The following is a 25198-nucleotide window of genomic DNA, read 5'->3' as shown; positions in this document are numbered from 1 at the left end:
GGTGTGGAAAGAGCTGCGGATATAGGGCGATAGGCCCACTTCCGCCCTGAAAGGGGCGAAAGTTGTTGGAAAAAGCAGTATATGGTTGGGCCAAATGCACAATGGAGAGGGATATTGGGATAACTATGGGTTATTCAGAGGTTCCCTAGGAGACTTTTAAAATGATTTTCACCTGGAAAGAGAAACGCTGGATAATACCTTGTGCGTCTATGGCTTTTCAGGTTTTTTCTTGATGTCGCAATATACGGAGTAGATTAAGAGAAGCGTATATGAATGATAAGTATTCTTTTTTTGATAAATTGACAATGGTGTTTGGCGGCGGCGTAGGAGTCTATTTTACCTTTTTTTTCTTCGATAAAGTTCTAGGTATAGAAATGAATACCGATATTCATGCAGTGCCGTGGTGGATGCTTCTAATTGCGTTCGTTGCGCCGATCGTCTTTGTTATCCTGTTTATGTTGGGCTTTCGAGCAATTAAAATTATGTTGTTCAATGCTTTTTTTAAGTAATTGAAGGTATGCCGAATCTTTTCCTTTTAAAGTCCCTGTTTTATTTCCGTTTCAGCATGACATGCGCAACTGGGCTGATGATGCTTCGGATTGGTTGTGGGATATCGAACTGACGCTCGCGGAGGCGGAGTTGTTATTCGCTGCGTCTCAAAGCAGGCAATTCAGACAAAGAACCAGGCATAAGCTGAGGCAGCAGGTAAACGCCTGGACTATTCAACGGGGATTTTGTTTTGTGCGTGGGAAATCATGAGGGGCGTGGCGTCCTCTCTCAAGACGCCACTGATTGTATTAGCCTACCTGATAGCGTCCAGGTTTGTGGTTGACTGTCAGCAACAGATTCAGCGCTACTGCGCCGAGCACTGAGTAAATCAGAACCATGGGAGTGACGATGAAGCAGGACGCCAGCACGATAATGCAGTCCACCATCATCTGAAACTTTCCGGCGCGCATGATATTGCGCTTTTGCAGGTATAGCGCGAGGATGCCGACGCCGCCCAGGCTGGATTTATGACGGAACAGAATCAGCATGCCCATGCCGATCAGAAAGCCGCCGAAAACCGCTGCGAACCAAGGCTCTATCGACTCAATGGAGACGACATCTCCGGTGTGATCCACAACCAGTGATACGATGGCGACGGAAATAAACGTATTGAGACAGAAACGCCATCCCATCTGCTTGAAAGCCAGCCAATAGAACGGCAGGTTAAGCAGGAAGAAAATCTTACCGAAGCTGATATGCAGCACATGCGTCAATAACAGCGCCAACCCCGCCGTACCGCCTGTCAGCAAGCCGGCTCCGTTGAACAGAAATACGCCGAAAGCCACAAACGCCGTGCCGCTGATCAGCGCAAACAGATCTTCAGGAAGTGAATGCGATTGTAGGGTAAGGGAACTATTAGTCATCGTGAATCCGTCAGAAGGGGAAAATACAGCCTGGAAGTCGCCCAGCGCGGCGATTTTAACGATGCAAAAGACAAAAGTCGCGGATCTTACAAAAAATAACGGGATATTTTAGGGATTTTTACAGAAAAATTGATTTGGGTATGGCTTTAATCTGTGGCTAAACGTAAATTTCCCGCCGTTTTCTTTTTGTTCCATTTGAATTGATAAAACGCCATGCAAGAACGCTCTCCCTATACTCCGCCAAGTGTCGAATTGGAGCCCCCTGTCACTCCGTCAGAAAATGAACGACTAAATCCCTGGTTCTCCATTTGGTTACGGCCTCGCGCAACCATGCAACAGCTTGCTCAAAGCGCGTCAGACAAGTCTGTATTTGTTATGGCTGGAATGGCGGGCATGATCAATATGCTCTATCGCATTAGTGACAATAAACTCTCCACTAAGGGGGATTTTGACGGTGTATGGCCCTGGGCGCTCCTGGCAGGTCTGGTTGAAGGGCTTTTGATTGTTTACCTGGGGAGTGAGCTGATTCGATGGACTGGCCGTTTGCTAAACGGAAGAGCGAGTTATTCAGACATACGTAAGGCCATGGCATGGTCGTATATTCCATTCTTCGCCACGGCTCTCTTCTTCCTGACTGGATGCCTGATCTTAGACATCGGTTTGTTTGATTTCTATCTGGCTATCGCTGACGGCGAACTGGAATTTTGGATTATATTTATCGCGGTCAGCGCTATTCGAATTGTTTTCGGTATATGGGGATTCGTCGTCTTTCTCAAATGCCTTGGCCAGGTTCAGGGCTTTTCCGCTTGGAAAGCATTAGCGAATTGGGTGATGGTTATTTTTGTTGCGACGATCTTTATCTATCTTCCTCTGGGATTAGGTTTTCTCTGGTATCGAGGGTTGCTGAACTTTTAAAGGAGAGGCTCAACGATAGTCATAAGCCATATTGCAAAAGGGCGTTCAACGGATTGTAACGTAGCCGCCGCACACTAAGCGGCTCCCTCATGGGAGTTTAAACACTACGTTATGCTATGAAAGGATTTCTGCAATGTTAAAAACAAAAGTATTGGCTTTGGCCGCTTCCTGCATGGTTTGCACTCTTTCTTTGAATCAGATCGCCAGCGCGAGTGATCGCGTCGCTCAGGTGGATGTGGCGCAAATGGCGGCGGCGGAGAGAAGTTTTTATTATCCGCAGCGTATGAATCAGTATGGCCGTACTGATTACATCTTTATCGACGCCACTAACGGAACCCAGTTCTGTAAAGAAGAGGGTTACAACAACTCGGTTGGCGGTTCTATCCTCTGCGGCGAGGATGAGAGTTCCTACATCACTTTCGACTGGTACCAGCAGCAGTGGGTGTCAAAAAGCACTGGCAGCAAAAATCAGTGCTACCCCTTGTATAGAACTATCACCTGCCGTTAACGGCGGCGCGGTCTAGATCGGGTTGGAAAAAGGGTGGACGGGCTTTCACCCTTTTTTCGCCATGCCGCTCGTTCGTTGAGGACTCATCCCTTCCTGTCTGCGTATTCGCCCTTTCGGAACCAGTCCGCGAAACTGACTGGCGTCGTTGTGCAAAAATACGCCAGTTGAGCTATAACTGAATCAAGGCAGCTTCGCTGCTTGCATGGACGTAAAGGAAGGAGGGAATCGTGCCGTCACCGGAAATTTTCGCTGCGCTCGGCGCGGCGCTGATTGGATTTTCCATCGCTCTTTGGGCTTTCCGAACCTATCGCGGAGATGTGAAGCTAGCCCAACCCAGCTATATCCTGCTTGACCAGGACACCACGTCCCAAGGTAAACGCATCAGCGAAGTGCGTTTGCGGACGGCTTTGTTCAGCGCATCCAAGCGCGGGGTGGTGATCGACTACCTGACCCTGTGGCTGCGTCGGGGCGAAGAGGAAGCCAACTTTAGCGTCTGGGCCTACCTTAACAAGCAATGCCTGCGGGAAAGCGGCGGCTTGCTGGCGCCGAAGGAAGGCGTCGTTCTTGAGCATCATTTCCTGACCGAAACGGAAGGACCTGAATTTGAGTTCAAGTCTGGGCCCTATGAGATGGTGATACTCGCCAAACCCGCAGGATCAGGACGACTACAAAAGCTTAGCAGCCTTTATTTCGTCATCAATGACTATCAGGCTCAGCAAATGCGTAAGTCCGCTATGGGCTTATGCCTGAGATGGGACCCCAAGCATCGTTGTTATCAATCTGATATAGAATCCAACCTCAAGCCCAGCGTGACGCCACTGGTGGAGGAACACGCCGGAGGACATTGAGATTTTCGTTTTACGCCTGGAAACTTCAATTAATCTAATAACTTGGAGTTAAGTAATTATCAGGCTATCCTTCATTAACGGTCGTTAATGGCGAGGAGTAGCTTATGGGGCGGACCCCAACTTATAACGTTGTAAGCAGCGGGGAAATCAATGCGGGCTTTGACGCTCAGCAAGTGGCGAATAGTTGTGCGAAATTATTCAAGACCACGCCAGAAAAGGCCCAGGCGCTGCTTAGTAAGAAACTCGTTTTAAAGAAAGGTCTGGACCTGGAAACGGCGCGCGCATACGTACGCAAGCTGGATAGCATCGGCATGGCGGCGACGGTGCAGGAGGTGAAACCGGAGCCCACTTTTAAAGGGCGTACTCTCTCGTTGGAACCAACAGAGGAAGAACTCCGGGCGAAGGAGGTGGAGGCAGTCAAACCTACTGACGAAAGGGTCACCTGCCCGAAATGTAACCTGGAGCAACCCAAAGCGGAGCAGTGCGCCGGCTGTGGCGTATACATGCACAAAGTCGCCCCTGCGCAGGAACCTACTGAAGCGGCGCCAACAACGGCGGCGGCAACAAGGCCCGGCGGCAATATCCGCAACTCTAGCGCCAAACCCGGCAAAGAGGACGAAGTCACCTACGCGACGGACGATGTTGAAGCGCTCAACCTCAAGGCCGTCGCAGCAGCAGCAGGCGCTGCGATAATCGGCGCTTTGCTATGGAAAGTGATCGTCTTGGCCACAGGTAGTGAGTATGGCCTGATCGCCTGGGGGATTGGCGGCGCAGTGGGATTCGCTGCGCTGGCGATGGGGGGAAGAGGCCTCGCTAATGGGATAGCCTGCGGCGTCCTGGCTTTTCTCGCCATCACTGGTGGTAAATACATGGCTATTCAGAGTATTCAGGATAACTGGTTTGAAATCCTGGCGGATTCGGGGGAAATCGAGTTGCAGGATTTTCGCCCGGTCTATGATTCGGTTATACAGGCCGCTCACAGCTATCAAACCGATGTGACCGATGACGACTCGCTGCGCAATTTCATGATTGAGTACGGCTACACCGAGGCCAGTGAACCCAGCGAAGTGGTGCAATTTGAAATTGATGACTTCAAACGGGAGTTCGAGCCGGAGTTACGCAAAGTGGCGCTGGAAAACCCTTCGTTTGAACAATGGGTGCAAGCCACATTCAGTCAGGAATTTCAGGAATACTCCACTTTTCAGCTGATGCGAGAAGATTTCGGTCTTCTGGATATCCTGTTTTTATTCCTGGGAGTGGGCACGGCGTTTCAAATGGGAAGCGGTTTAAGGCGTCACTGATCTGCGTGACGCCACGCGCAGATTTCCCTGTCTCTTCCCTTTATCGTCCCTTGCCCAGCGTCGCCTTCCGGCAGCCTGTTTCCCCCTTGTATTCCTTGATCAGGCTGTCAGTCGCGCCATTCCTCGCATGTCTCTCAATACAGTCTAAGCTGTAAAGGGGGAGAAGCGATCAAAACGAACGTTCAGGGGCCGCCTGAGTTCGTAGGGATAACCAGAAAACTTCTGGTGTTAAGGGAGGGGCTTTCATGGCGTCCGCCAGACTTTCTGATGCATCATTGCTCAGCATGCGAACCTTGCTGGCGGTTACGCTTGCTTTCTGCACGCTGGCGATTCCTTTCTATTATCTGGCCTATTTCTATCAACTCGATCAGGAACATCACAACTACGACCTCAGGCTGGCGGAACAGGCGGAGCTGAGATCGGAAGCCATACAGAGCAAGTTGGATCTATATCGTCGCGACGTGCGTTTCCTGTCCAACACGCCTCCTATTCAAGGCATCATCCGCGCCATTGATAATAATGGCCTTGACCCGCAAGAAGGGAACTCACTGCTTGTGTGGCAAAGGCGCTTGCAGGTCATTTTTTCCGAATTTATGAAAGAAAACCCCCGCTTTGCGCAAGTGCGCTATATCGGCGTGGCGGACAAGGGAAGGGAGCTGGTGCGTGTGGATCGCACGCCGGAAGGAGTGGTCGCCGTATCGGAGCGGGAATTGCAAAGCAAAGCGGGGCGAGACTACTTCCAGGAAACGCTCAAACTGCCTGCAGGAGAGACCTATGTTTCCGACATCAGCCTGAATCGGGAGCAGGATAATCAATTGGAGACGCCCCATCGGCCAGTGATTCGGGTTTCTGTCCCTATCTATGCGGAAGGCTATCTGTTCGGCATGGTGGTGATCAACGTGGAGTTCGCTGAAATCTTTACGGAGCTGGTCACCGATCTGGCGCCGGAATACACCACCTATTTGCTCAACAGCGATGGCGACTTTCTGGTGCATCCCGACCGCAGAAAAGTCTTTGGTTTTGATATCGGTAAGCGTCACCGCTGGACCGACTATTTCACCACCTCGGACGAATATGGCGCCTATGAGCACATGAAAGTATTTATGGGGCCAAAAGGTCTGATTCATGCTGTCATGGTCGATGTTCCGCTGGACAATAATAACCCGTCTCGACATCTGACGCTGGTGAAGTCAGTCAGCGACGAGTTTCTGAACACGCATGCGTCGCAAACCGGCAGAGTGGCGATTGGCGCGGTGTTGATAGTGGTGGCGATTTTGGGCGTGGTGCTTTATCTGTTTATGTTGAACCTGCGCCGCCGCATGCAGATCAGTCAGGAGCAGGCGCGGCTTGCGGCGATTGTCGATGGTTCTACCGACGCCATTATCAGTAAGTCACTGGAAGGGGTCATAACAAGCTGGAACCGGGCGGCGGAAGAAATGTTCGGCTACACAGCGGAGGAAGCTGTCGGGCAGACTATGGCGTCCCTGATCATGCCCGTGGAGCGCATGGCTGAGGAAGAATACATATTACAGCGATTGCGTCGCGGCGATCCGGTGAGTCATTTCGATACCACTCGTAAACGACGCGACGGTAGCGAGTTTGACGTGTCCATCACCGTATCGCCAGTGTGCGGCCCAAACTGCGCGGTACTGGGGGCCGCCACCACTATCCGCGATATCTCGGCGCAAAAAGCCATTGAAAAGCAAGTGATTGAGCTGAACACCAATCTTGAGCTGCAGGTCAGGGAACGTACGGGAGAGCTTAAAAAGGCTAAAGATGTGGCGGAAGCGGCGAGCATGGCGAAGTCCGAGTTTGTCGCCAACATGAGCCATGAAATCCGCACCCCGATGAACGCCATTCTGGGCATGTTGCAGCTGTTGCAGCGTACGGTGCTGACCAGCCGCCAGCATGACTACGCTGATAAACTCGACGCCGCCGCACGCACCTTGTTGAGCATCCTCAACGATATTCTCGACTTCTCCAAAGTGGAGGCGGGTAAGCTCAGTCTGGATATGCATCCCTTCAATATCGATCAGGTGTTTCGTGAAGTCGGCGTTATCATGTCCGCCAATCTGGGCGGCAAACCCGTAGAATTACTGTTCGATATCGACCCTGACATACCCTACGACATGCTGGGGGATGGTCTGAGGCTAAAACAAATACTCATTAATCTGGTCGGCAACGCCGTCAAGTTCACGGATGCTGGCGAAATCGTACTATCCGCCAGGCTGCTGAAGCGCACAGAACGTGAATTAGAGCTTTTTTTCAGCGTACGGGACACCGGCATCGGCATTTCTCCAGAGAACCTGCAGAACATCTTTGACGGATTCTCCCAGGCGGAGGCTTCCACCTCACGGCGTTTCGGCGGCACCGGCCTGGGCTTGGCTATCTGTCGTCGGCTGGTGGATTTAATGAAGGGCCAGATGAGCGTGGAGAGTACGCCAGGCGAAGGAAGCACCTTCAAATTCACGGTCAAGTTGGGAGTAGTGGGAGATACCCAGGACCTGCGGCGCACCATTCCCAACTTGCACAAGCTCAATGTGCTGGTGGTGGATGATAACGACACCGCCAGAGAAATCGTCGCCGGTATGGCGCAAGGGTTTGGCTGGCGCACGGATTTGGCGGCGTCGGGAGCGGAGGCGGTCGTCTATCTGGAAGCCAGTCGCGACAGTGCGCGTCCCTACGACGTGATATTCGTGGACTATTTGATGCCGGAAGAAAGCGGGCTGGAGGTTTGCCGGAAAGTCCGTTCCATGGACTTTGGCGATGTCCGGCCTATCCTGGTGATGATGTCCGCCCAGGGACGGGAAATACTGGAGCGCCACAGCCAGAGCGGCGACGAAGCCATGCTCGACAGCTTTATCGTCAAACCGATAACGGCCTCCGTATTACTGGATTCAGTGGCGGACGCCCGCGCGGCGGGGCGAAAAGGCTCTTCAACTTCTTACCATTGGCGCAGCTCCGGTCAGATGCTGAAAGGGCTGAAACTGTTGGTAGTGGAGGATAATCCGACCAATCAGCAGGTCGCCCAGGAGCTGTTAATCAGCGAAGGCGCGCAGGTGGAAATCGCCTGCAATGGGGCGGAGTGCCTGGAGATGGTCAAGCGGGCGCAACCGGGCTATGACCTGGTGTTGATAGATATTCAAATGCCGGTGATGGATGGTTATTGCGCCACAGGAGAAATACGCAATCGCCTGGGACTGGCGGATTTACCCATTGTCGCTATGACCGCCAACGCCATGTCCTCGGACAGGAATGCCTGTTTTTCCGTGGGCATGAACGATCATGTCAGCAAACCCTTTGAGCTGGGGCAATTGGTGGAAGTCATTCTCAAGCAGACCGGACTGGAAAGTCGGCTGCAAAAAGTCGCGTCGCTGCATACGACGACGTCTCTGTTTACGGAAGAAGAATTGCAATTCGCCAACAGTCTGCAGATTGACGTCGCTTCCGCGCTGGCTCGTTTTGGCGGCAGCCTGGGCACCTATCGAACGGCGGTGTCTGGTTATAAGAAGGAAGTGCAGGCCTTACTGGAGGAATGGAACGCTTACTTCGCGTCGAGCGGCGATCCTGAGCAGGCGGCGAATATCCTGCATACCCTGAAGGGCCTGGCTGGCTCCATCGGTTCAGGGGGGCATATGAATATTATCCAGGATGTGGAACTGGCGCTGCGTAATCACGAGCTGGATGAAAATCTGTTGGCGGCGTTGCGACGCGAACTGGAGCGAACCCCTCAGATCGTGGTGGAAATCGATAATCTGCTGGCGGTCAAACAAGCGATGGAGTCCCCGCCGGATATCGTTGGTCAGCCGGAGCGAAGTCTGCATCAGGATTTCAAAGAGCTGGCGTCGCTGGTGCGTGCGTCAAATATGGAGGCGATTTCGTTTTTTGAGAATCTCAAAAGGAAATACGGGTCGGAGTTGCCGGAAGCTGTCAACGAACTGGAAGAGTGCATCAACCAGCTCGATTTCAGCACGGCGCTGACTTTGTGTAACGACATGTTGAAACAGCTGGAGTCTTCGGACTGTATCGGTAACTGACATGCCAATGCAGATTGAAAAAAAACGGGCGCGTATTCTGGTGGTGGATGACCAGCCGATTAACATCCAGGCGATCTATCGATTATTCGCAGGCGAGCATGACGTCTTCATGGCGACTAACGGCGCGCAGGCGCTGGAATTCTGCAAGAAAGACATTCCTGACCTGATTCTGCTGGATGTCATTATGCCGGATACCGACGGGTTGGAGGTGTGCCGTCAATTGAAGCTCTCTCCAGAAACCAAAGACATCCCGATCATTTTCGTCACCGCCCACAACACGCCGGAAGAGCAGGACGCCTGCTGGGACGCCGGCGGCGTCGATTTCATCACCAAACCGATTAACCCCGCCACGGTGCGTAACCGGGTGCGCGCTCACCTGACGCTTAAGTTTCAGGCGGATCTTCTGCGGCAACTGGTGTTTCTGGATGGGCTGACCGGCGTCGCCAACCGACGCTTTTTTGATGAATGTCTGGAGCGAGAGTGGCGTCGCTGTAAACGCAATGGCCACCCATTAAGCCTGATGATGCTGGACGTAGACTATTTTAAAAAGTTCAACGACCGCTACGGTCATATCGCCGGCGATGAATGCCTGAGGATGGTGGCGGGCTGTATGAAACAGGTATTGCAGCGTCCTGACGATCTTCCTGCCCGCTATGGGGGCGAGGAGTTCGCCTGCATATTACCGGAAACCAAAATCGCCGGCGCATGTCAGTTGGGTCGCGAACTAGAGGCTTCCATCAGAGCGCTGGGCATCGAACACCAGGCTTCGGAAATCGCCGATGTGGTGACTGTCAGCATCGGCGTGGCGGAGATCTATCCGATCCGGCATATCGAGATTGTGGACTTGATCAAAGAGGCGGATCAGCAGCTGTACGCGGCGAAACAGGCGGGAAGAGGGCGTGTCCACTGCGCTGAAGATAACGCAGAGGAACAACGGATGCTTTAAATGGGGATTTGAAAAATAGAAGATGAAATGGTGAGGTGAGGCGCGAAAGTGAAGGATGGGATAAAGCCGAAACAAAGCACGTTGGACTACTCCAAGTTACTGCTGGCGGGTCAACAGGAAGGCTCTTTGGGTAATCATGTGCGTGAACTGGTGTGTCAGGTGTTAGGTCGCGGCAAACAACCGGTGACGAATATTCGCAAGGCCATGGCTGAAGGGAGCATGACGGAGGCGCTGCGTCTGGCGCATACGCTGCGGGGCTCCATGGGCACCCTGGGCGCTGAGAAGGTGGCGGAGTGCGCCGGCGAATTGGAGGAAAGCATACGGGCCGACCAGGATACGGACAAAAGCCGCCTGCTGAACGCGTTGGAGCGTCGGATGGACGCCATGCTGAAAGAGTTGATGGAGTGGTCGCAGCAGTTCCCGCCGTCCTCGGGCTGCCCGATTAATGTCGAGCTGGACCTGGATATGCTGCAACATTGGCGCGAGCTGCTGGAGGGCAGCAATATGGAAGCGCTGGATTATTTCGACCGTATTCGCTCCTCTTTGCAAACCTTGTGCAGCGCCGCTCAGTTTGAATCCATTCGTGAAAAAGTGGCTAATCTCCAGTTCGATGAAGTTCTGGAGGAACTGGACGGATTGATACAGGAGAACGGCCATGTCTGACGCAATAGAAGCCAGCCAGACTCGATAGCGAGCAGTACGGAGGGTGCGCATGGAGAGCACGATGCTTGGACGTATGAGATGGTTTCTTTGGGGGTTGCTGGCGGTAGGCGTGCTACTGGCCCTGGAAGAAGGCGTGCGCCGGGCCAAGATGAATCAGAGCGAGTCCAGAGCGCGACTGGATATGCTGGCTAATCGCGTCGCCAGCCAGGTGCAATTGCGGATGCAGATATACGAATACGGCCTGCGCGGCGCCCGCGGCGCCATCATCGGAGGCGGCCGTGAAAACATCAGCTATCGCAAATTCCTGGAATATTCCCACTCTCGTGAGCAGGAACGTGAGTTCCCTGGTTCCCGGGGGTATGGCCTGATCCAGCGGGTCACTCTGGAGCAGGAGGCGGACTTCGTCGCCATGGCGCGACGCGAACGGGGCGGCGACTTCGCCATAAAACAAATTAAGGTGAACGACACCGAGCGCTTTGTGGTGCGTTTTGTGGAGCCGGAGCAACATAATTTACAGGCGGTGGGCCTGGATATCGGTTCTGAAACCACTCGACGCGATGCGGCGCTGGCGGCGATGCGCAGCGGCAAGGCTACTCTGTCCGGACCTATTACCTTAGTGCAGGCGTCAGGAAAGAAGCAGCGCAGCTTTCTATTGCTGATTCCGATTTATCGCACTGATCTGTTTCCCGCCACGGTGGAGGAAAGAGAGCGGGAAACCTTCGGCTGGGCCTATACGCCTTTGGTGACGGACGAAGTGTTGCAGGATCTGAACTTTCATAGTGACGATTTTGCTTTTTCTTTGACCGATGTATCTGAATCCGGGGAGGAAGATGTTTTCTACACCTCCGCCGGTTTTGATCGACCCGCCGCAGACGGACTGGAGACCGTCATCAATCTGGATCTGTATCAACGCACCTGGCGCATGCGCATCAAGGCGTTGCCGGCGTTCGTCGACAGTCTGCATTTGCTGTCGCCAGTTCAGGTGGCGCTCACCCTGGCGCTGATCTCTGTGTTGATGACTGGTCTGTTCTATATCTTTTTGGTCAATCTGCAGCGCAAGATGCATATAGGTCTGGAGCGCTCGCGCATGGCGGCCATCGTGGAAAGCTCCAACGACGCCATTATCGGCGTTACTCTGGAAGGTGAAATTACGAACTGGAACCAGGGCGCGGAATCAATGCTGGGATACCCCGCGGCGGAGGCTATTGGTAAAACGCTGATGAGTCTGATCGTACCGCCCAATTGCCGCGAAGAAGAAAAAGACATTATGGAGCGGGTAACTCAGGGCGAAGTGGTGCCTAACTTTCATACGATTCGCAGTCGCGCGGACGGGAGCCATTTTGACGTGTCCGTTACCGTTTTTCCGATCAAAGGCGCCAATAACCGGATCGTCGGCGCCGCCACCACGATTCGCGACATCACCGAACAAAAAGCCATCGAAACCCAGGTGCAGCTGCTTAACGTTAACCTGGAGCGGAAGGTCGCCGAACGCACCGAGCAATTACGCCAGGCCAAGGAAGCGGCGGAATCCGCCAGTCGCGCCAAGTCGGATTTTGTCGCCAATATGAGCCATGAAATCCGCACTCCCATGAACGCCATTCTGGGCATGCTGCAGCTGGTGCAACAAACGGATCTGACCGTGCGGCAGTCCGACTACATTCACAAAACTGAATCCGCTGCGCGCACGTTGCTGGGCATTCTCAACGACATACTGGACTTTTCCAAGGTGGAGGCGGGCAAGCTGGAGTTGGATCTGCATCCGTTTTATCTGGAAAAACTGGTGCAGGAAGTGGGCGTGCTGTTGTCCGCCAGTCTCGGCAAGAAGAATGTAGAGGTGCTGTTCGATATCGATCCCGCGCTGCCGGAGCAGGTGGTGGGAGACTCCCTGCGTTTGAAGCAGATCCTTATCAATCTGGCGGGCAACGCCATCAAGTTCACGGAGTCCGGCGAGGTAGTGCTGACCATCAGATTACACAAGATGGAAGCCACACATCTGTGGCTTTATTTCAGCGTGCGCGACACCGGCATCGGTATTTCCGCAGCGCAACAAAAACATATCTTCGATGGCTTTTCTCAGGCGGAAGCCTCTACCTCCAGACGCTATGGCGGCTCCGGACTGGGATTGGCGATCTGCCAACGCCTCATTCGCATGATGGACGGCGAACTGCAACTGGAAAGCGCGCTCGGCGAGGGCAGTGAGTTCTATTTCACTGTGCGCCTGACCTGCTCTGACGAAGTGGCGCGGAAACCGGAGCCAGCGCTCCAGGGGCCGCTGAAGGTGCTGGTCGTCGATGACAATCAATGCGCGCGGGACATCCACTGCAATATCGTCAAACATCTCTCTTGGCATGGAGAAGGGGCTGCTTCCGGCGAAGAGGGGATCGCCATGGTGAAGGCCGCCAGGGAGACGAACGCCGACTATGATGTCGTGATGATGGACTGGCGCATGCCGGGATTGGACGGCTGGGAGAGCATTCGGCGCATTCGCCGGGTCCTGATGGGCGTTAAAATGCCGCTCATCATGATGGTGACGACCCAGGACAGGGAAATTTTATCCTACCCGCGTGAGGGGGAAGCGGGCCTGCTGGATGGCTATCTGGTGAAGCCCATCACCGCCGCCATGTTATCGGAAGCAGTGACTGACGCACGCGCCGGCTATCGACAACGGCTACAGATCAATCGCAGCTCCGCGCAGGCGGACGCTCAATTGAAGGGATTGCGTATCCTGGTGGTGGAGGACAATCTGACCAATCAACAGGTGGCGCGCGAGCTGTTGAGTGGTTGCGGCGCGCTGGTTGATATCGCAAACGGCGGCTTTGCTGGCGTAACTGCGGTGAAGAAAGCGTCGCCGCCTTACGATCTGGTGCTGATGGACATTCAAATGCCGGATATGGATGGCTACTCCGCCACGCGAGAGATTCGCGACCATGCTGTGTTCAAGGATCTGCCTATCGTCGCGATGACCGCCAACGCCATGCCTTCAGACCGGGAAAGCTGCCTGGCCGCCGGTATGAACGACCATGTCGGCAAGCCCTTCGATCTGAGCGAACTGGTGGCTGTGATTCTGAAACACACCCAGACTCGTGGTGGCGCAAAAGTGATCGCACCGCCTGTCTCTGCGGTGAGTCCAAAGACGGCTTCAACATCGGAGACGCCGCCGTATATACAGCCGGCGATAACGCTGGCGGAAGCGCAAGGTTTGAAACTGCGGGATGCGTTGCGTCGTTTTGGGCAGGATACCGTCGCCTACAGCAACGCCACGCAGGGCTTTATTCGCGATGTCAGCGCGATGCTGAAGGAGCTGCCTGACCTGTTGTCCCGAGGGGATACGCGGCGCGCAGCGGATATACTGCATACGATAAAAGGACTGGCGGGCGCGGTAGGCGCGCCAACATTGGCGGAAGCCGCCGGGGCGCAGGAGCGGGGATTGCGTGGAGGCGACGAATGGATGCCGGAGCAGAATGCCGTGGCGTATATCCGGGCGGAATTTGAGCGTACGTATCACCTGCTGAATCAAATCGTTCCCCTGCTGAACCCTAAGACGCCAGAGGATGAGCTTATCTCCGCCAATCAGACGCTTGATGGACTGAAAGCCGGGCTGAGGGAACTGGCGCAGTTGGTCAAGTTGTCCAATATGAATGCATTGAAGCTATTTACGGAGTTGAACGCCGTTTATCGCCAGCAACTGCCGGTGGCTTTTAGCGTATTGGAAGAAGATATCAATCAACTGGACTTTGACGCGGCCTACGGTCATTGCCTGGAAATGTTGCGGCAGGTAGAACAGGAGGCGTCTACCACTTTGTCGCCTTAGAGAGGGTGGTCGTAAGAGCAAGAACAAGAATAAGCGCAAGAGCAAGAAAGCGCCCACCAGAAAGGTTCTGATGGGCGTAAGACATTAAAGCGCCCGATCCTCAGACACTTCCAGTGATTTCAGCATAAAGCCCTTGGCTTGATCTACGCCGTAAATCACCGCTTGTACGTGAGTCAGGTCGTCCGGCATTTGCACCGCGGCTTCCAGTGTGGTCCAGTCGCTGGCGGTGACGGTTTGTCTGCTCACTTCAAACCATTCTTTCGCGCCGCTTAGGGTTTCGTAGTAGAGCCACAGGGTCGCTGCGCCGTCTTCCAGACCTTTGACTTTCGCCTTCAGTTGGTAAACGTCGCCAGGCTTCAGGTCGCAGGTCAGGTTAACGCCTGCCGTAGGAAGGTTGGCGGCGTTCTCCACTTGCAATACTTTGGTCATCTCGCCGTTAATGTCGACTTCGATTACAGAGAGCTCGTCCTCGCCCTCAATCCAGGGATAGACCGCCCCCGGCTTATTGTCTGAGAAGTCAATTTCAAGGTTGTCCAGGTGCCAGCCCGCTGTGGGTGCGCCCACGGCAAACTGCATCGGCGTCCCCTTGGCGTTGGCCAGCTGCTGGTCGTTCTTACAGAAATTGGCGACCTGCTGCGCCGCCAGATTCAACGCGAGGGCGTTGTTGGCTTGCAGGCCGTTCCCAAGGTCACCGCCGATTGCTACTTCATCGGATTCCTGGCAACTCGTAAGACCATATGCGCAGACCTTAATATCTGGCGTGGAGAAATAGGGAACCCAGGATGCGTAGCCGTGATCATGAGGGTAAGCCATAATGGTGGAAACTTCGCGGTTGGTTGGGCCGCCATAACCGAAAGCAAAAGCATGTTGCAGAGGATATACCTGCGCTTCGACGGCTTCCTCAAGTGTGGAAACCGTGGCGAACGGCAAGGCTGGTCGGCTGCTATAGAAACCTTCGCCATCCAGCATTTTGAATAACCCGTCCAGCATAGGTTGATTTTGGACAAACTCTGTTTGCTCTGTCGGCAAGCCGTGTCCCAATCCAAACAGGTGGCCCAATTCGTGCGCAAAATGATAGGGGGTGACGTTGTCGCCCCAAATATCAATGGCGCAACTTGGGTTCACGTCAACCAGTCCATAAGCACTGTCGATATTGTTGATAGAGAAAATGCCTTTATTGGCCAAAATTGAGCCTGGAGCGGTAATGCCGCAGGTGGCTGACGCAGGGTCATTTTGGTCGTACAGCATCATTACCAGGTCAGCCTGATAGCGGCCGCGTAGTTCACGGACGTAACGGTTTTGCTGCAAGGATGCCAGAGAATCGCTGATGTCCTGATTGTCCACGCTGAGGGTTGCGTCGGAGATCACCTCGCTGTGGACCAGATTCAGCTGGATATCCACCTTGCTGTTAATGAAAGCCTGATTGGTGAAAGCCACGTAGTCGGCGATCTTTTGCTGAATTTCTTCGTTGTTGCTGACGTACTGGTCTTGCGCTTGAGCGCTGTAAACCACCATAACGTCCACGCTGTGGGTGGGAGCCGCCCAGGTAAACTGGGATAAACAGGCGCCTATTGCGATAGCCAGTGTTTTTCTTAATTGAATCATTGTTTTAAAAGCACACAAGTAATAGTTGTATTTAAAAAGGGCGGGCAATATACGCAAACGATCTAAAACGTTTAAGTCCTCATATGTACTTACGACGAAGAGCGAACGCGGCTTAGGTTAAAAGGGAGATGCAAATGGCTGATTTTTATGAAATTTAAATGAAAAATAAGATAATTTGTTATCTTTAGGTTCTCAACAAGGACGTTAGCTCCTATGATATGGCCTGCTATTTCGAATCCGCATTATGGAAAATTAGAAAAATGAACAAAGAGGACTCCTGGAGTCTGAAAGACGCGAACCCTTATGGAAAAAGGGGCGTCAGCGCATTCACGCTCGTTTTATGCCTCGTTATGAGTTTCCTGACTGGACTGGGTCTCTGGTTAGTGAATGGGCCCGTTGAATATCCTTCGATGACATTCTGGATCGGCGCTGTATTGATGGGGTTGCCGCTGCTGGGAGCCATTGAGGCGAGTCATTGGATGTACGACAGAAAGTTCGTCAGCAAACTGCCTGGTTCGCTGCGCATACTGTACGGCGTCATTATCGGTCTGGCGGAGTTGCTGATTCTGGGCGTGATTGTATTCTTTCTGTCCTCACTGGTGGCTTTTTAAGGCTGGCCTGCGATCCTGAATTAGCCGCATATTCCGCCCCCTCCAGCAGTTGCCTATGTTGATATAAGACCTCCAGCCAGTCTGTTTCCTGCTGAGTTAACGACCACTCTGATTCATCCTTATCATGAAGGCGCGCATACAGGCTCTGGGCGATGTCGTTCAGGCGTCGACGCTGCGTCAGCCAATATGGATTAGCGTTTTGCAGCAGCCGCACAGGGCGAAATTCAAAGTACAAAGTCTTGCGTATGCGCTCGCTGACCACTGGCGGAGACGCGTGGGGCAACCTGACGTCATGGAGCAACAGGTCTCCCGGTCGGGTGGGGAGCCGTAGCGGCGTTATCATTGTGCCGGCTAGCATTGACGTTAATGTGGAAACGGAGACGTCGGATAGATGATGACCCGGCAAAACCTGCAACGCGTCCTCTTCCGCCAGCGCGGCGTCGAGATAAATTCCCAAGGTAAAGATCCGACCATTCTGCTGATGATTCATATCCCGATGCCAGTCAACCTGGGTGGCGTTGGCGGCCGAGCGCACCAACATCGACTCATACGTGCAGACCACTTAGGGTCTGAGTCAGGCGCTGCAGCGCAGGCATACCCAGAATGTATAGCGTATGCGCGCCGAAATAGCGCAGCAGCTCATTAACGCGAAACAGCGCCTGAGCGCCGCAGTACGCCACATGTTGTACCGGCGCCTGCGCGCAGTCCTGCATCACTTGCGTCAGTCTCGTGTTATAACGATGAATTAAATCGGACGTTAAGAAGGCGGGAATATGGACATAGCCGTCACGGTCAAATTGTGCGGTTATCTCCCTCATCGCGGCGTCTCCCTGTCAGTGAACGGTTACGGAAGGCTGACAACTCTTTACTGCGTGGACGGAAGCGGCGCGCCGAACCAGATTTTTTCGTACCACTCCCGATAGGGAATATCGCCGCCGAGGTTGTAGATATCGGTTTTATGCACGCTCTCATAGGTGATCAGCAGCGGCTCGGTCACATAGCCGCTGGGAGACGCGCCAGCGAAAGCGCGGTTCAGTTCATCCGCCAGTTGCCAGCCCTGCACGCCGGCGGGCTCCGCCACCGTCGCCACCTGGGTGGACAGGCCGCTACGAATGCGGTTCAACGCTTGAAAGGAGCCGTCTCCGGCGGAAATACTGCGAATATCCGTGCGATTGTGTTTGCGCAGCGGGAAGCTGATGGAGTCGAAATAAAGGTCGTTGATCGCCAGGCTGTGGGTCCAGGCGTCGCCAAACTCTTCCACCAGTCTGTCCACAGCTTTGGGAATTTCCGTCACTGTCTGGCCAAGGCTGATGTTCTCAATGGACAACACGCGGCAGCGATCGCATTGTGAGATGATCTTGCGCATATTCTCGGTTTTTGCGTTGGCCACCTCAAAGCGCGCATCATTGAAGATCACCACGCCCACTTTGCCTTCGCTATGCTGCACCACGTATTGCGCCGCCATTTGTGCGACAGCGAAGGACGGGGTGGCGATGTTGTTAAACAGCTCCTCAGTTGGCCCTGGTTCCGCCGCCGCATGCCAGCCCACCAGGATGATGCCTTTGCGCTTGACGATGCGCGCTTCATCCCGAAGGCTGGAGAGAGAAACCCCGCCCAGCACAATGGCGTCGGCATTGGCGTGGCCCGCCTGCAATAAGGCGGACTTGGCGCTATGTAAATTGTTCTTGCTGTCGATATATTCCAGCTTCCAACCGAGCTGTTGCGCCGCCAGCTGGAAATGCCGATATAGACTGGAAATGCCGCCGTTATTGGAATCCTGGGACACGAACACAATATTTTTGTTCCGCTGCGCTGCAGGACCCGTGGTTGGCCCGTTCCAGGTCACAGAGGAGGCGTTGGCCGCATGACTCTCCGCCTGAACGCAGCAGGTCGTCAGCAGCAAGGCGATAACTGGTAGCAAATAACGCATGGGTGTCCGTATTGCGGATTCACTGCAAAGTTTAGGGTTGTCCGAGAGTAAACGACTTCTCGATTAATTATATAGCAGAGGATGCGTAAAGAGCCTGAACGAAATGAGGTTGAGCCGCTGGCGTGAGCTACGCCAAGGCGTAGAACGGCTCGACTTTCATCATTGGGGACGTAAGAGGGGACGCTATGCCGCCTCAGGCGGAGCGTCGTTTGGGGGTGTCCTGCATAAATCTGACAAACTGGTCCGCCGGCATGGGCTTGGCGAAAAAGTACCCCTGACCGTAGGCGCATCCCAGATTGGTCAATAGATCCGCCAGTTCCTGGGTTTCAACGCCTTCTGCGACCGCCTGATAACCGAGGTTCGCGCACAAATCGAGCATCGTCTGGACGATGGCTTTATCGCAGGGATCGCTCAGCATGTTCAATACGAAGCTGCGGTCCAGCTTGATGCAGTCAAGCTCCAGATTCTTGATATAGGACAGCGAACTCATGCCTACGCCAAAGTCATCCAATGATAACTTCACGCCCAGCTCGCGGAAGGATTTGAACACAGCCTGTGTGGTCTGGATATCAATCATGGTGGCGGTTTCCGTGAGTTCGATTTCCAGCATCTCCGGCGTAACGCCATAGTGATCCAGTTGCTCGCGGATGAACGCCGTCATGCTGCGATCCAGCAGATTGTAGGGGGACAGATTCACGGCGACGGAGACTTCAAGGCCCTGGTCGCGCCACTTCTGAATCTGCTGAATGGCGTGGCTCAGCACGTACCGGCTGAAGGCGTGAATATAGTCGCTATGTTCTATCAGTTCGATGAACGCTCCGGGATAGATAAGGCCCTCCCGTGGATGGTTCCACCTGACCAGCGCCTCGGCGCCGGTGACCTGACAGGTCTGCAAATGCACTTTAGGCTGGTAATGGAGTACAAATTGCTCTTCGCTGAGCGCCTGGGTGACTTCCCCGGCTAGCCGCACGCGTATTTCGGTGTAGGGGTTGTCGGCGGCGGCGTACATTTCCAGCCGGGAGCGTTTTCTTTTCGCGTGATACATGGCGATGTCCGCATTCTTCATTAATTCTTCGATGGTGTCGCCATCTTTGGGGAAGTAGGCGGCGCCGATACTGACGTCCACGTTCAGCAACATGCCGCTGACTTCGAATGGACGTTCGCAGGCTTCAATGAGCGGAGCGGCGATTTTCGCCGCGTTGTCGGTTTTCAGGTTCGCTGTCCAGACCACGAATTCGTCGCCGCCGGTGCGGGCCAGGATATGGGAAGAGGGCAGCGCATCCCGCCAGCGACGACTTATTTTCTTCAATATCTCGTCGCCATAAGAGTGTCCAAGCGTGTCGTTGATCTCCTTGAACTGGTCCAGGTCCAACAGCAGCAGGGCGCCGCAGTGGCTGCAGTCGTCTGCGCCGCGGGCCTTTTCGATATGCGCCGACATCTGTTCAAACACATAGCGTCGGCTGGGCAGGTCCGTCAGGTAATCGTGCGACGCCATGTAGGCGAGGGCCTCATTGTGTTTCTCAATACGCTTGGTGATGATGCCGGATAGAATCAACGCGCCCCATACCGCCACCCAAAAGGTCAGAAACGACGTCACGGTCAAGCGTGTGGCTATATAGTGCAGAAGCGTGTCCAGAGAAGACGTTTCCTGCACCCACAGGGAGTAATTCTGCTTGTTATGATGGCTCTTGATCGCCGCCCACAGGTAGGTTTCCCCCTCCAGCTCGATCAGGCCTGAGCCGGTTGTTTCTTCGTCGAGCAGGGCGGTAACCGCTTCTATTGTGGATTGAGACACGCCGCTGGAAAAGACGACGAAGTCGGTGTCGTTTCTTACCAGAACCCCGATATTTTCTTTAACCTGCAGTTCTTCGATGTAATGCCCGCTCGGCGCCAACAGGGATTCAAGCTCGCTCTCACTATTGGCGAGGTCGGTTTGCGCGCTGAGTAAGGCGACATTGATTTCAGCGGCTTTCAGCTCGGAATTAACGCCGAGATCCGACGCGATGCGATAGGCGACCACCACAAAAACGGTGGAGACGAAAATGGCGAGACTCAAAGTGGCCAGCAGCAGATGGGATCTGAGTCTTGGGTCGATCTGGAGCGCCTGCGCGTCCATTGATAAATGCTCCCGGCGACGTCAGGACTGTTCCGCCGGTGGTTTCAGGGTGCTTATATGGGCGATTTGATAAACGACGCACCAACCGGTGGCGAGAGAGATCAGATTTAATACGCCAAAAGCAATCAGAATCGCCTGCACAATCGGCTCGCCGATATACTCTCCGCCAAACACGCCCGCCCCCGTTACGACAACGCCAATGACGCCACGCAGGGTGCGATCCAATGAGCTTAGGTTCTTCTTCAGCGCTTTCATGGCCGCCTCCCTTGATGCTGGTTGGTTGAACACAAAATGCCTATAAGGCCAAGTATAGCAGCCTGAATTTAGGGCAATGTCCCGAACAGCCTTGTCCTGCGCGCCCTGAGGAACATCGGAGAAATGGCCGTCTCCGCCTGAAATCTGTTGGGGCCTTTGTCAATCTGTTGTTTAATAACGCGAAGTTGAGTCAGCAGGATTGAGTAGATAGGGCGACAACATGACGATGCCGAAAAAGAAAAGCCGGATAATCATCGTGGATAACATAGCGTACCGCTGGAGAAGCAGCGGCAATGACGGCTGGTTGGACGTATATGTCGAGCTGGCGGAAGCGCCTTGCCAATTGTTGTATGAGCAGATTATCTATGGCTCTGATCTGAGCGACTTCAGCATCACCCCTGCGTACGTGGCGAAACTCATCAAAACTGCATTGGATCAAGGTTGGAGCCCAAGCCAATACGGCCCCAATTTCCGAATTACTACCTAAATAGAGGCGCTTAACACATGAAGATAGGAATAGTCTGTCTGGCGTTGTTGTTATGGGGCGATATCGCCCGCGCGGATGCTCAGGATGATGAATGGGTTGCGAAAATGGACGCCATCGCCAATCAGGTCTGCGTTGACATACCGGAAGAGTGCGTGGTGATTTACAGCGCCTATGGAGAAGACGCCAAAGGGATGCCGGTTAATAATCTGCACGAAGTGGCCGTAGAGGGACAAGTGATAGTCGTGCAGCCTCATGATGCGTTCTGGGGAGAGGGAACGGGCTACCAGAGCAAACCCTTGCAAAATCCAACCTGGCTGGATCTGGCCAAGTCAGCGAACCAGATGATTCACACCACCGGCGATTACCACCATGTCTATCTGGAAGACTTTGAAATAGTTGGAACAAAGGATGGGGTGAGCTATATCCAGTTGCTGATGGGCTCGTAATCGCCACCGGCGTATCAATAGTTAAAGATCAAGCAATCTTAAGTGGTTTGTTTGCTGCGGGCCAGGTTCCGGCGCGTTATGGTTCGCCATCGGTTGAGTGCGCTATCGCCCTAAGCTACTCTTAATCAACGAATAAAACTCTAGAGAATGTCGGCTGCATGTTTAAAACGATACTGTTGTTTCTGTTTGCCTGGGGGATCGCTTGTCAAAGCGCCTGGGCTGAAGAGAGGGCGTATCGTTTTGTCACCTTGGAGTTTCCTCCGCTGGAATTTACTGGGGAGAATGGCGAACCTACAGGCGTCGCCGTAGAAGTGGTGCATCGTATTATGGCGGCGTTAGGGTTGCAGGTGAGCATAGACGTGCATCCCTGGAGCCGCTCATTGGACCGGGTGCGTAAAGGGGATGCGGACGCCATATTCACCGCCTACAAAACCCCGGAGCGAGAGCAGTTTCTGGATTACTCCAATGTGGTGCTGATTCCCCAGGTTATCGCGTTGTACGCCAGGAAAGACTCCCCCATAAACTTCAATGGCGACTTGCTCGCGCTGCAGGACAAGCAATTCGGCGTGGTCTCCACCATCAGCTATGGCGCGGTGTTTGATCAAATGCGCAATCAACTGAGAGTGCAGCGAGTCGAAGATATCGAACAGAACTTCAAGAAACTGATGCTGGGTCGGATTGATATTCTGATCAGCAACATTTACGTCGCGGACTGGGAGTTGAAGAAGACCGGCTTCAACAAGCATATCTCCCGATTGCCGCTGGAAGTGGAGCGCCTGCCCAGCTTTATCGCCTTTTCCAAGGCGCGAGATTTGACGGCTTTGCGCGATCGTTTCGACAAGGAATTGCTAAGACTGAAGGAGAGCGGCGAGTTCGACGCCATTGTCGCCAAGTATGACCTGACGGTGCCGCCGGATATTCAATAACATAACCCCGCCAGCTGCAAAGAAGTGAAGAGGAAACAGAATGCATAGCGACTTCAGATTCAGATCAGCCAAGCTGAACCAATTGCTCGACAATGAAATCAGAGAGGGGAACAGCGTCTGGAATGTCACGCGGGGCGAGCAAGCGTACCTGGTGGAAGAGTTCAAAACCAGCGCCCGGGACCTCGGCTTGAAAAGCGAGAGAATGGCGGACCGCAATATCAGCTTTCTAAGATATGTCGATCCGGAAACCGGCGAATTCCTCCAATATGACTACTCCTGGTAATCCCAGAAATAGTCTCGGCTTGCGCATTCTCTCCTTGTGTTGGCCCGCCATTAAAGCCTGAGACCTCAGACACTGTTTTCCGCCATATCGGGCTGTGGCGTCGCCGCCCATGCGCATAGCAGCAGACAGCCCGTGGCGGCGCTCAGGAGTACGGCGCCAAGGTTTTGCAGCCATCCCGAAGCAATTAATCCAATACCCAGTAACAGATAATAAGCCAACCCAAACAGCGCTCCCGCCGCGCCGGCGTTCGCCCGATAACGCACCAGCGCCTGACTGAGAATGTTGGGGATAGCAATGCTGTAGCTCATCAGGGTCAAGGACATCGGCGCCAGGAACCAAAGGCTGTGTTGAGTCAGCAGGACGCCGAGGCCTCCCAGCATCGCCATGGCTATTCCAGCGCGGGTCAGTTGCGTCGGGGATATGCCGCGCTTTAATCCCGCCTGATTCAACAGGCTGCCCGTCAGCGAACCGATAGCCAGGATGACGCCGCTGTAGCCGAATTCGACGGAGGAATATCCCAGTGACTCGAATATAAACGGAGCCAGGGAGTAGTACGAAAACAGCATGAGGTTAAACAGGGCCACCAGAGCCATATGGCGCAACACGTATCCATCCCGCGCCAGCTGTGACGCCAGGATTTTCAATGCCACTGCGTTCAATGTAGACGGGCGGGTTTCCGGCAATTGTCTGGCGCTGAGTCCGAGCAGCGCAGTCGACATGACGAATAAGCCGATAAACACGCTCAGATAGCCGCCGAACGCCGTTAATAGTCCGCCGGCGAAAAATCCCAGCACAGGGCTGATCGCCATACCCAGTCCCATGACGGCGAACATCTTCGCCAGGTCGGCTCCACGGTAGGCGTCGCGCAACATGGTCTGCGTCACCACTGACCCGACCGCCGCGCCAAAGGCGCTCAAGGCGCGCACGAACAACAGCGTTTCGAACTGATCCACGATCAGCGCCGCCGCAGCGCTGAGGCTATACAGGCCCAGCCCGCAAAGCATGGCGGGGCGACGGCCGATACGATCAGCCATGCCGCCCCAGAATCCCACTCCCAGGGCGAAGGCGATAAAGTAAATGGAAAGCGTCTGCGCCGCGGCGTGTTCGGGCGTGGCGAAGTGATGGGCGATATCCGTCAGCGCCGGGCTATAAATGGTTTCCGCAATCTGTGGGAACATCAACAAGGTGAACAGCAGTCCTGTCGCCGGTTTGTGCGATGTCATACTTCCTCCAATGAGCACATAAAGGCGGCTATTTTAGGGACGGAAGTTGTGGTCAAATAACATAACCGGGTCATAAAACCACAAGATAGAGACAGATGGCGCTAATAGACGGAGAAGCCCAGTTCGACGCAGACCAGCTGCATAACGCCGTTATCGGTGTGGCGGCGGAGGTGGGCAGCCATGATTCGGGCATGCACCACCATAAAAAAGCGCAGTTGTTGTACGCTCCCAAGGGATGCATGAACATCACGCTGGATACTATGCACTGCGTGCTGCCGCCGACCCGCGCCGCCTGGATTCCCGCCAATACCCCGCACTGCGTCAGAATGACCAACGTGGTTGCTTATCGCTCGCTGTATTTCGACTTATCCCGCAATGGGCCGCTGCCCGGCCGTATCAGTATTTTTTGCGTCAGCGGACTCATGCGTGAGTTGATAGAACGAATGGCTTTCTGGCCCTGGGATATTTCCGAAGAGAAGCAGCGCAATACGCGCGCGTTGTTTTGCGAAGAACTCAGCCAGGCGAAAACAGAAGCGCTGCAACTGCCATTGCCGCGGGACAAACGCCTGTCCGGCTGGCTGGCGAGCCTGAATCACCCGGACGCATTGCCAGACCCCTTGAACCAGCTTGCGAACCGTGTCGGCGCCAGTAGTAAAACCATCACCCGACTTTTCAACAAAGAGACGGGCATGTCCTATCAGTCCTGGCGCCAGCAGTGGCGACTGCTCAAATCCATCGAAAAACTGTCGGAAGGCCTGAGCGTCAACGACGTCGCCTACGCCCTGGAATTCTCCAGCGACAGCGCCTTCATCAGCTTCTTCCGCCAACACACCGGGCAGACGCCCTATCAGTATGTGCGGCGGGGATAAGAACGA

At 54.1% G+C, this 25198-nt stretch carries 23 protein-coding genes; 15 read left to right on the top strand and 8 right to left on the bottom strand.

Going from position 1 to position 25198, the window contains the following annotated elements; all coding sequences use genetic code 11:
- Window positions 1–269 precede the first annotated feature (269 nt).
- Window positions 270–509 (top strand): hypothetical protein, encoded by a 240-nt coding sequence (locus KP814_RS21870; RefSeq protein WP_216738769.1) that lies wholly within the window; start codon window positions 270–272, stop codon window positions 507–509.
- A 288-nt stretch (window positions 510–797) separates the two neighbouring features.
- Here the strand turns inward: KP814_RS21870 and KP814_RS21865 are convergent, their stop codons facing one another.
- On the bottom strand, window positions 798–1412 hold the full coding sequence (locus KP814_RS21865) for a YitT family protein (RefSeq protein ID WP_127971292.1): 615 nt from the start codon (window positions 1410–1412) through the stop codon (window positions 798–800).
- A gap of 213 nt (window positions 1413–1625) precedes the next feature.
- Between KP814_RS21865 and KP814_RS21860 the strand changes: the two genes are divergently transcribed.
- From KP814_RS21860 to KP814_RS21825, 8 genes are all read left to right on the top strand, one after another.
- Window positions 1626–2327 (top strand): Yip1 family protein, encoded by a 702-nt coding sequence (locus KP814_RS21860; RefSeq protein WP_256446055.1) that lies wholly within the window; start codon window positions 1626–1628, stop codon window positions 2325–2327.
- A gap of 133 nt (window positions 2328–2460) precedes the next feature.
- Window positions 2461–2835: a hypothetical protein gene (locus KP814_RS21855; RefSeq protein ID WP_216738767.1), complete on the top strand. Its 375-nt coding sequence runs from the start codon at window positions 2461–2463 to the stop codon at window positions 2833–2835.
- 227 nt (window positions 2836–3062) lie between these two features.
- Window positions 3063–3683: a hypothetical protein gene (locus KP814_RS21850; protein ID WP_216738766.1), complete on the top strand. Its 621-nt coding sequence runs from the start codon at window positions 3063–3065 to the stop codon at window positions 3681–3683.
- 104 nt (window positions 3684–3787) lie between these two features.
- Entirely contained in the window at window positions 3788–4984 is a 1197-nt protein-coding gene (locus KP814_RS21845; protein ID WP_216738765.1) for a hypothetical protein, read from the top strand.
- Window positions 4985–5229: 245 nt separating this feature from the next.
- Window positions 5230–9021 carry a response regulator gene (locus tag KP814_RS21840; RefSeq protein WP_216738764.1) on the top strand — a complete coding sequence of 1264 codons (3792 nt, stop codon included), beginning with the start codon at window positions 5230–5232 and terminating at the stop codon, window positions 9019–9021.
- Between the two features lie 7 nt (window positions 9022–9028).
- Window positions 9029–9967 carry a diguanylate cyclase gene (locus tag KP814_RS21835; RefSeq protein ID WP_253938547.1) on the top strand — a complete coding sequence of 313 codons (939 nt, stop codon included), beginning with the start codon at window positions 9029–9031 and terminating at the stop codon, window positions 9965–9967.
- Window positions 9968–10015: 48 nt separating this feature from the next.
- Window positions 10016–10630 carry an Hpt domain-containing protein gene (locus KP814_RS21830; RefSeq protein WP_216738762.1) on the top strand — a complete coding sequence of 205 codons (615 nt, stop codon included), beginning with the start codon at window positions 10016–10018 and terminating at the stop codon, window positions 10628–10630.
- A gap of 61 nt (window positions 10631–10691) precedes the next feature.
- Entirely contained in the window at window positions 10692–14441 is a 3750-nt protein-coding gene (locus tag KP814_RS21825; protein ID WP_216738761.1) for a CHASE domain-containing protein, read from the top strand.
- A gap of 84 nt (window positions 14442–14525) precedes the next feature.
- Here KP814_RS21825 and KP814_RS21820 read toward each other — a convergent pair whose 3' ends face one another.
- Window positions 14526–16046, bottom strand: coding sequence for a zinc-dependent metalloprotease family protein (locus tag KP814_RS21820; RefSeq protein ID WP_216738760.1), 1521 nt, complete (start codon window positions 16044–16046; stop codon window positions 14526–14528).
- 260 nt (window positions 16047–16306) lie between these two features.
- Here KP814_RS21820 and KP814_RS21815 point away from each other — a divergent pair, with 260 nt between their 5' ends.
- A complete protein-coding gene (locus tag KP814_RS21815; protein ID WP_216738759.1) occupies window positions 16307–16657 on the top strand; it encodes a hypothetical protein in 351 nt (116 codons plus the stop codon).
- Here KP814_RS21815 and KP814_RS21810 read toward each other — a convergent pair.
- The 5 genes from KP814_RS21810 to KP814_RS21790 form a co-directional block, all read right to left on the bottom strand.
- A complete protein-coding gene (locus KP814_RS21810) occupies window positions 16587–17198 on the bottom strand; it encodes a phytanoyl-CoA dioxygenase family protein (RefSeq protein ID WP_216738758.1) in 612 nt (203 codons plus the stop codon). The two genes, KP814_RS21815 and KP814_RS21810, sit on opposite strands and share 71 nt — an antisense overlap.
- A 4-nt stretch (window positions 17199–17202) precedes the next feature.
- Complete coding sequence (locus KP814_RS21805) at window positions 17203–17475, bottom strand: hypothetical protein (RefSeq protein WP_216738757.1); 273 nt, start codon at window positions 17473–17475, stop codon at window positions 17203–17205.
- 47 nt (window positions 17476–17522) lie between these two features.
- Window positions 17523–18587 carry a substrate-binding domain-containing protein gene (locus tag KP814_RS21800; protein ID WP_216738756.1) on the bottom strand — a complete coding sequence of 355 codons (1065 nt, stop codon included), beginning with the start codon at window positions 18585–18587 and terminating at the stop codon, window positions 17523–17525.
- Window positions 18588–18780: 193 nt separating this feature from the next.
- Window positions 18781–20703: a bifunctional diguanylate cyclase/phosphodiesterase gene (locus KP814_RS21795; RefSeq protein ID WP_216738755.1), complete on the bottom strand. Its 1923-nt coding sequence runs from the start codon at window positions 20701–20703 to the stop codon at window positions 18781–18783.
- Between the two features lie 21 nt (window positions 20704–20724).
- The gene (locus tag KP814_RS21790) at window positions 20725–20958 is read right to left on the bottom strand and encodes a DUF2892 domain-containing protein (RefSeq protein ID WP_216738754.1); all 234 of its coding nucleotides are present in this window, start codon (window positions 20956–20958) and stop codon (window positions 20725–20727) included.
- Between the two features lie 256 nt (window positions 20959–21214).
- Here KP814_RS21790 and KP814_RS21785 point away from each other — a divergent pair, with 256 nt between their 5' ends.
- The 4 genes from KP814_RS21785 (at window position 21215) to KP814_RS21770 (ending at window position 23100) form a co-directional block, all read left to right on the top strand.
- Window positions 21215–21445, top strand: a complete 231-nt coding sequence (locus tag KP814_RS21785) for a hypothetical protein (RefSeq protein WP_216738753.1) — start codon at window positions 21215–21217, stop codon at window positions 21443–21445.
- A 17-nt stretch (window positions 21446–21462) separates the two neighbouring features.
- A complete protein-coding gene (locus tag KP814_RS21780; RefSeq protein WP_216738752.1) occupies window positions 21463–21891 on the top strand; it encodes a hypothetical protein in 429 nt (142 codons plus the stop codon).
- Between the two features lie 158 nt (window positions 21892–22049).
- A complete protein-coding gene (locus KP814_RS21775) occupies window positions 22050–22817 on the top strand; it encodes an ABC transporter substrate-binding protein (RefSeq protein ID WP_216738751.1) in 768 nt (255 codons plus the stop codon).
- 40 nt (window positions 22818–22857) lie between these two features.
- Window positions 22858–23100, top strand: coding sequence for a hypothetical protein (locus KP814_RS21770; RefSeq protein WP_216738750.1), 243 nt, complete (start codon window positions 22858–22860; stop codon window positions 23098–23100).
- Between the two features lie 65 nt (window positions 23101–23165).
- Here KP814_RS21770 and KP814_RS21765 read toward each other — a convergent pair whose 3' ends face one another.
- The gene (locus KP814_RS21765; protein WP_216738749.1) at window positions 23166–24323 is read right to left on the bottom strand and encodes a multidrug effflux MFS transporter; all 1158 of its coding nucleotides are present in this window, start codon (window positions 24321–24323) and stop codon (window positions 23166–23168) included.
- A 95-nt stretch (window positions 24324–24418) separates the two neighbouring features.
- On the opposite strand from KP814_RS21765, the gene KP814_RS21760 reads away from it, so the two are divergent.
- On the top strand, window positions 24419–25192 hold the full coding sequence (locus tag KP814_RS21760; RefSeq protein ID WP_216738748.1) for a helix-turn-helix domain-containing protein: 774 nt from the start codon (window positions 24419–24421) through the stop codon (window positions 25190–25192).
- Window positions 25193–25198: the final 6 nt, after the last annotated feature.

Source organism: Hahella sp. HN01 (assembly GCF_018986435.1).
Lineage (GTDB): Bacteria > Pseudomonadota > Gammaproteobacteria > Pseudomonadales > Oleiphilaceae > Hahella.
This window is presented reverse-complemented; position numbering and strand designations above follow the sequence as displayed.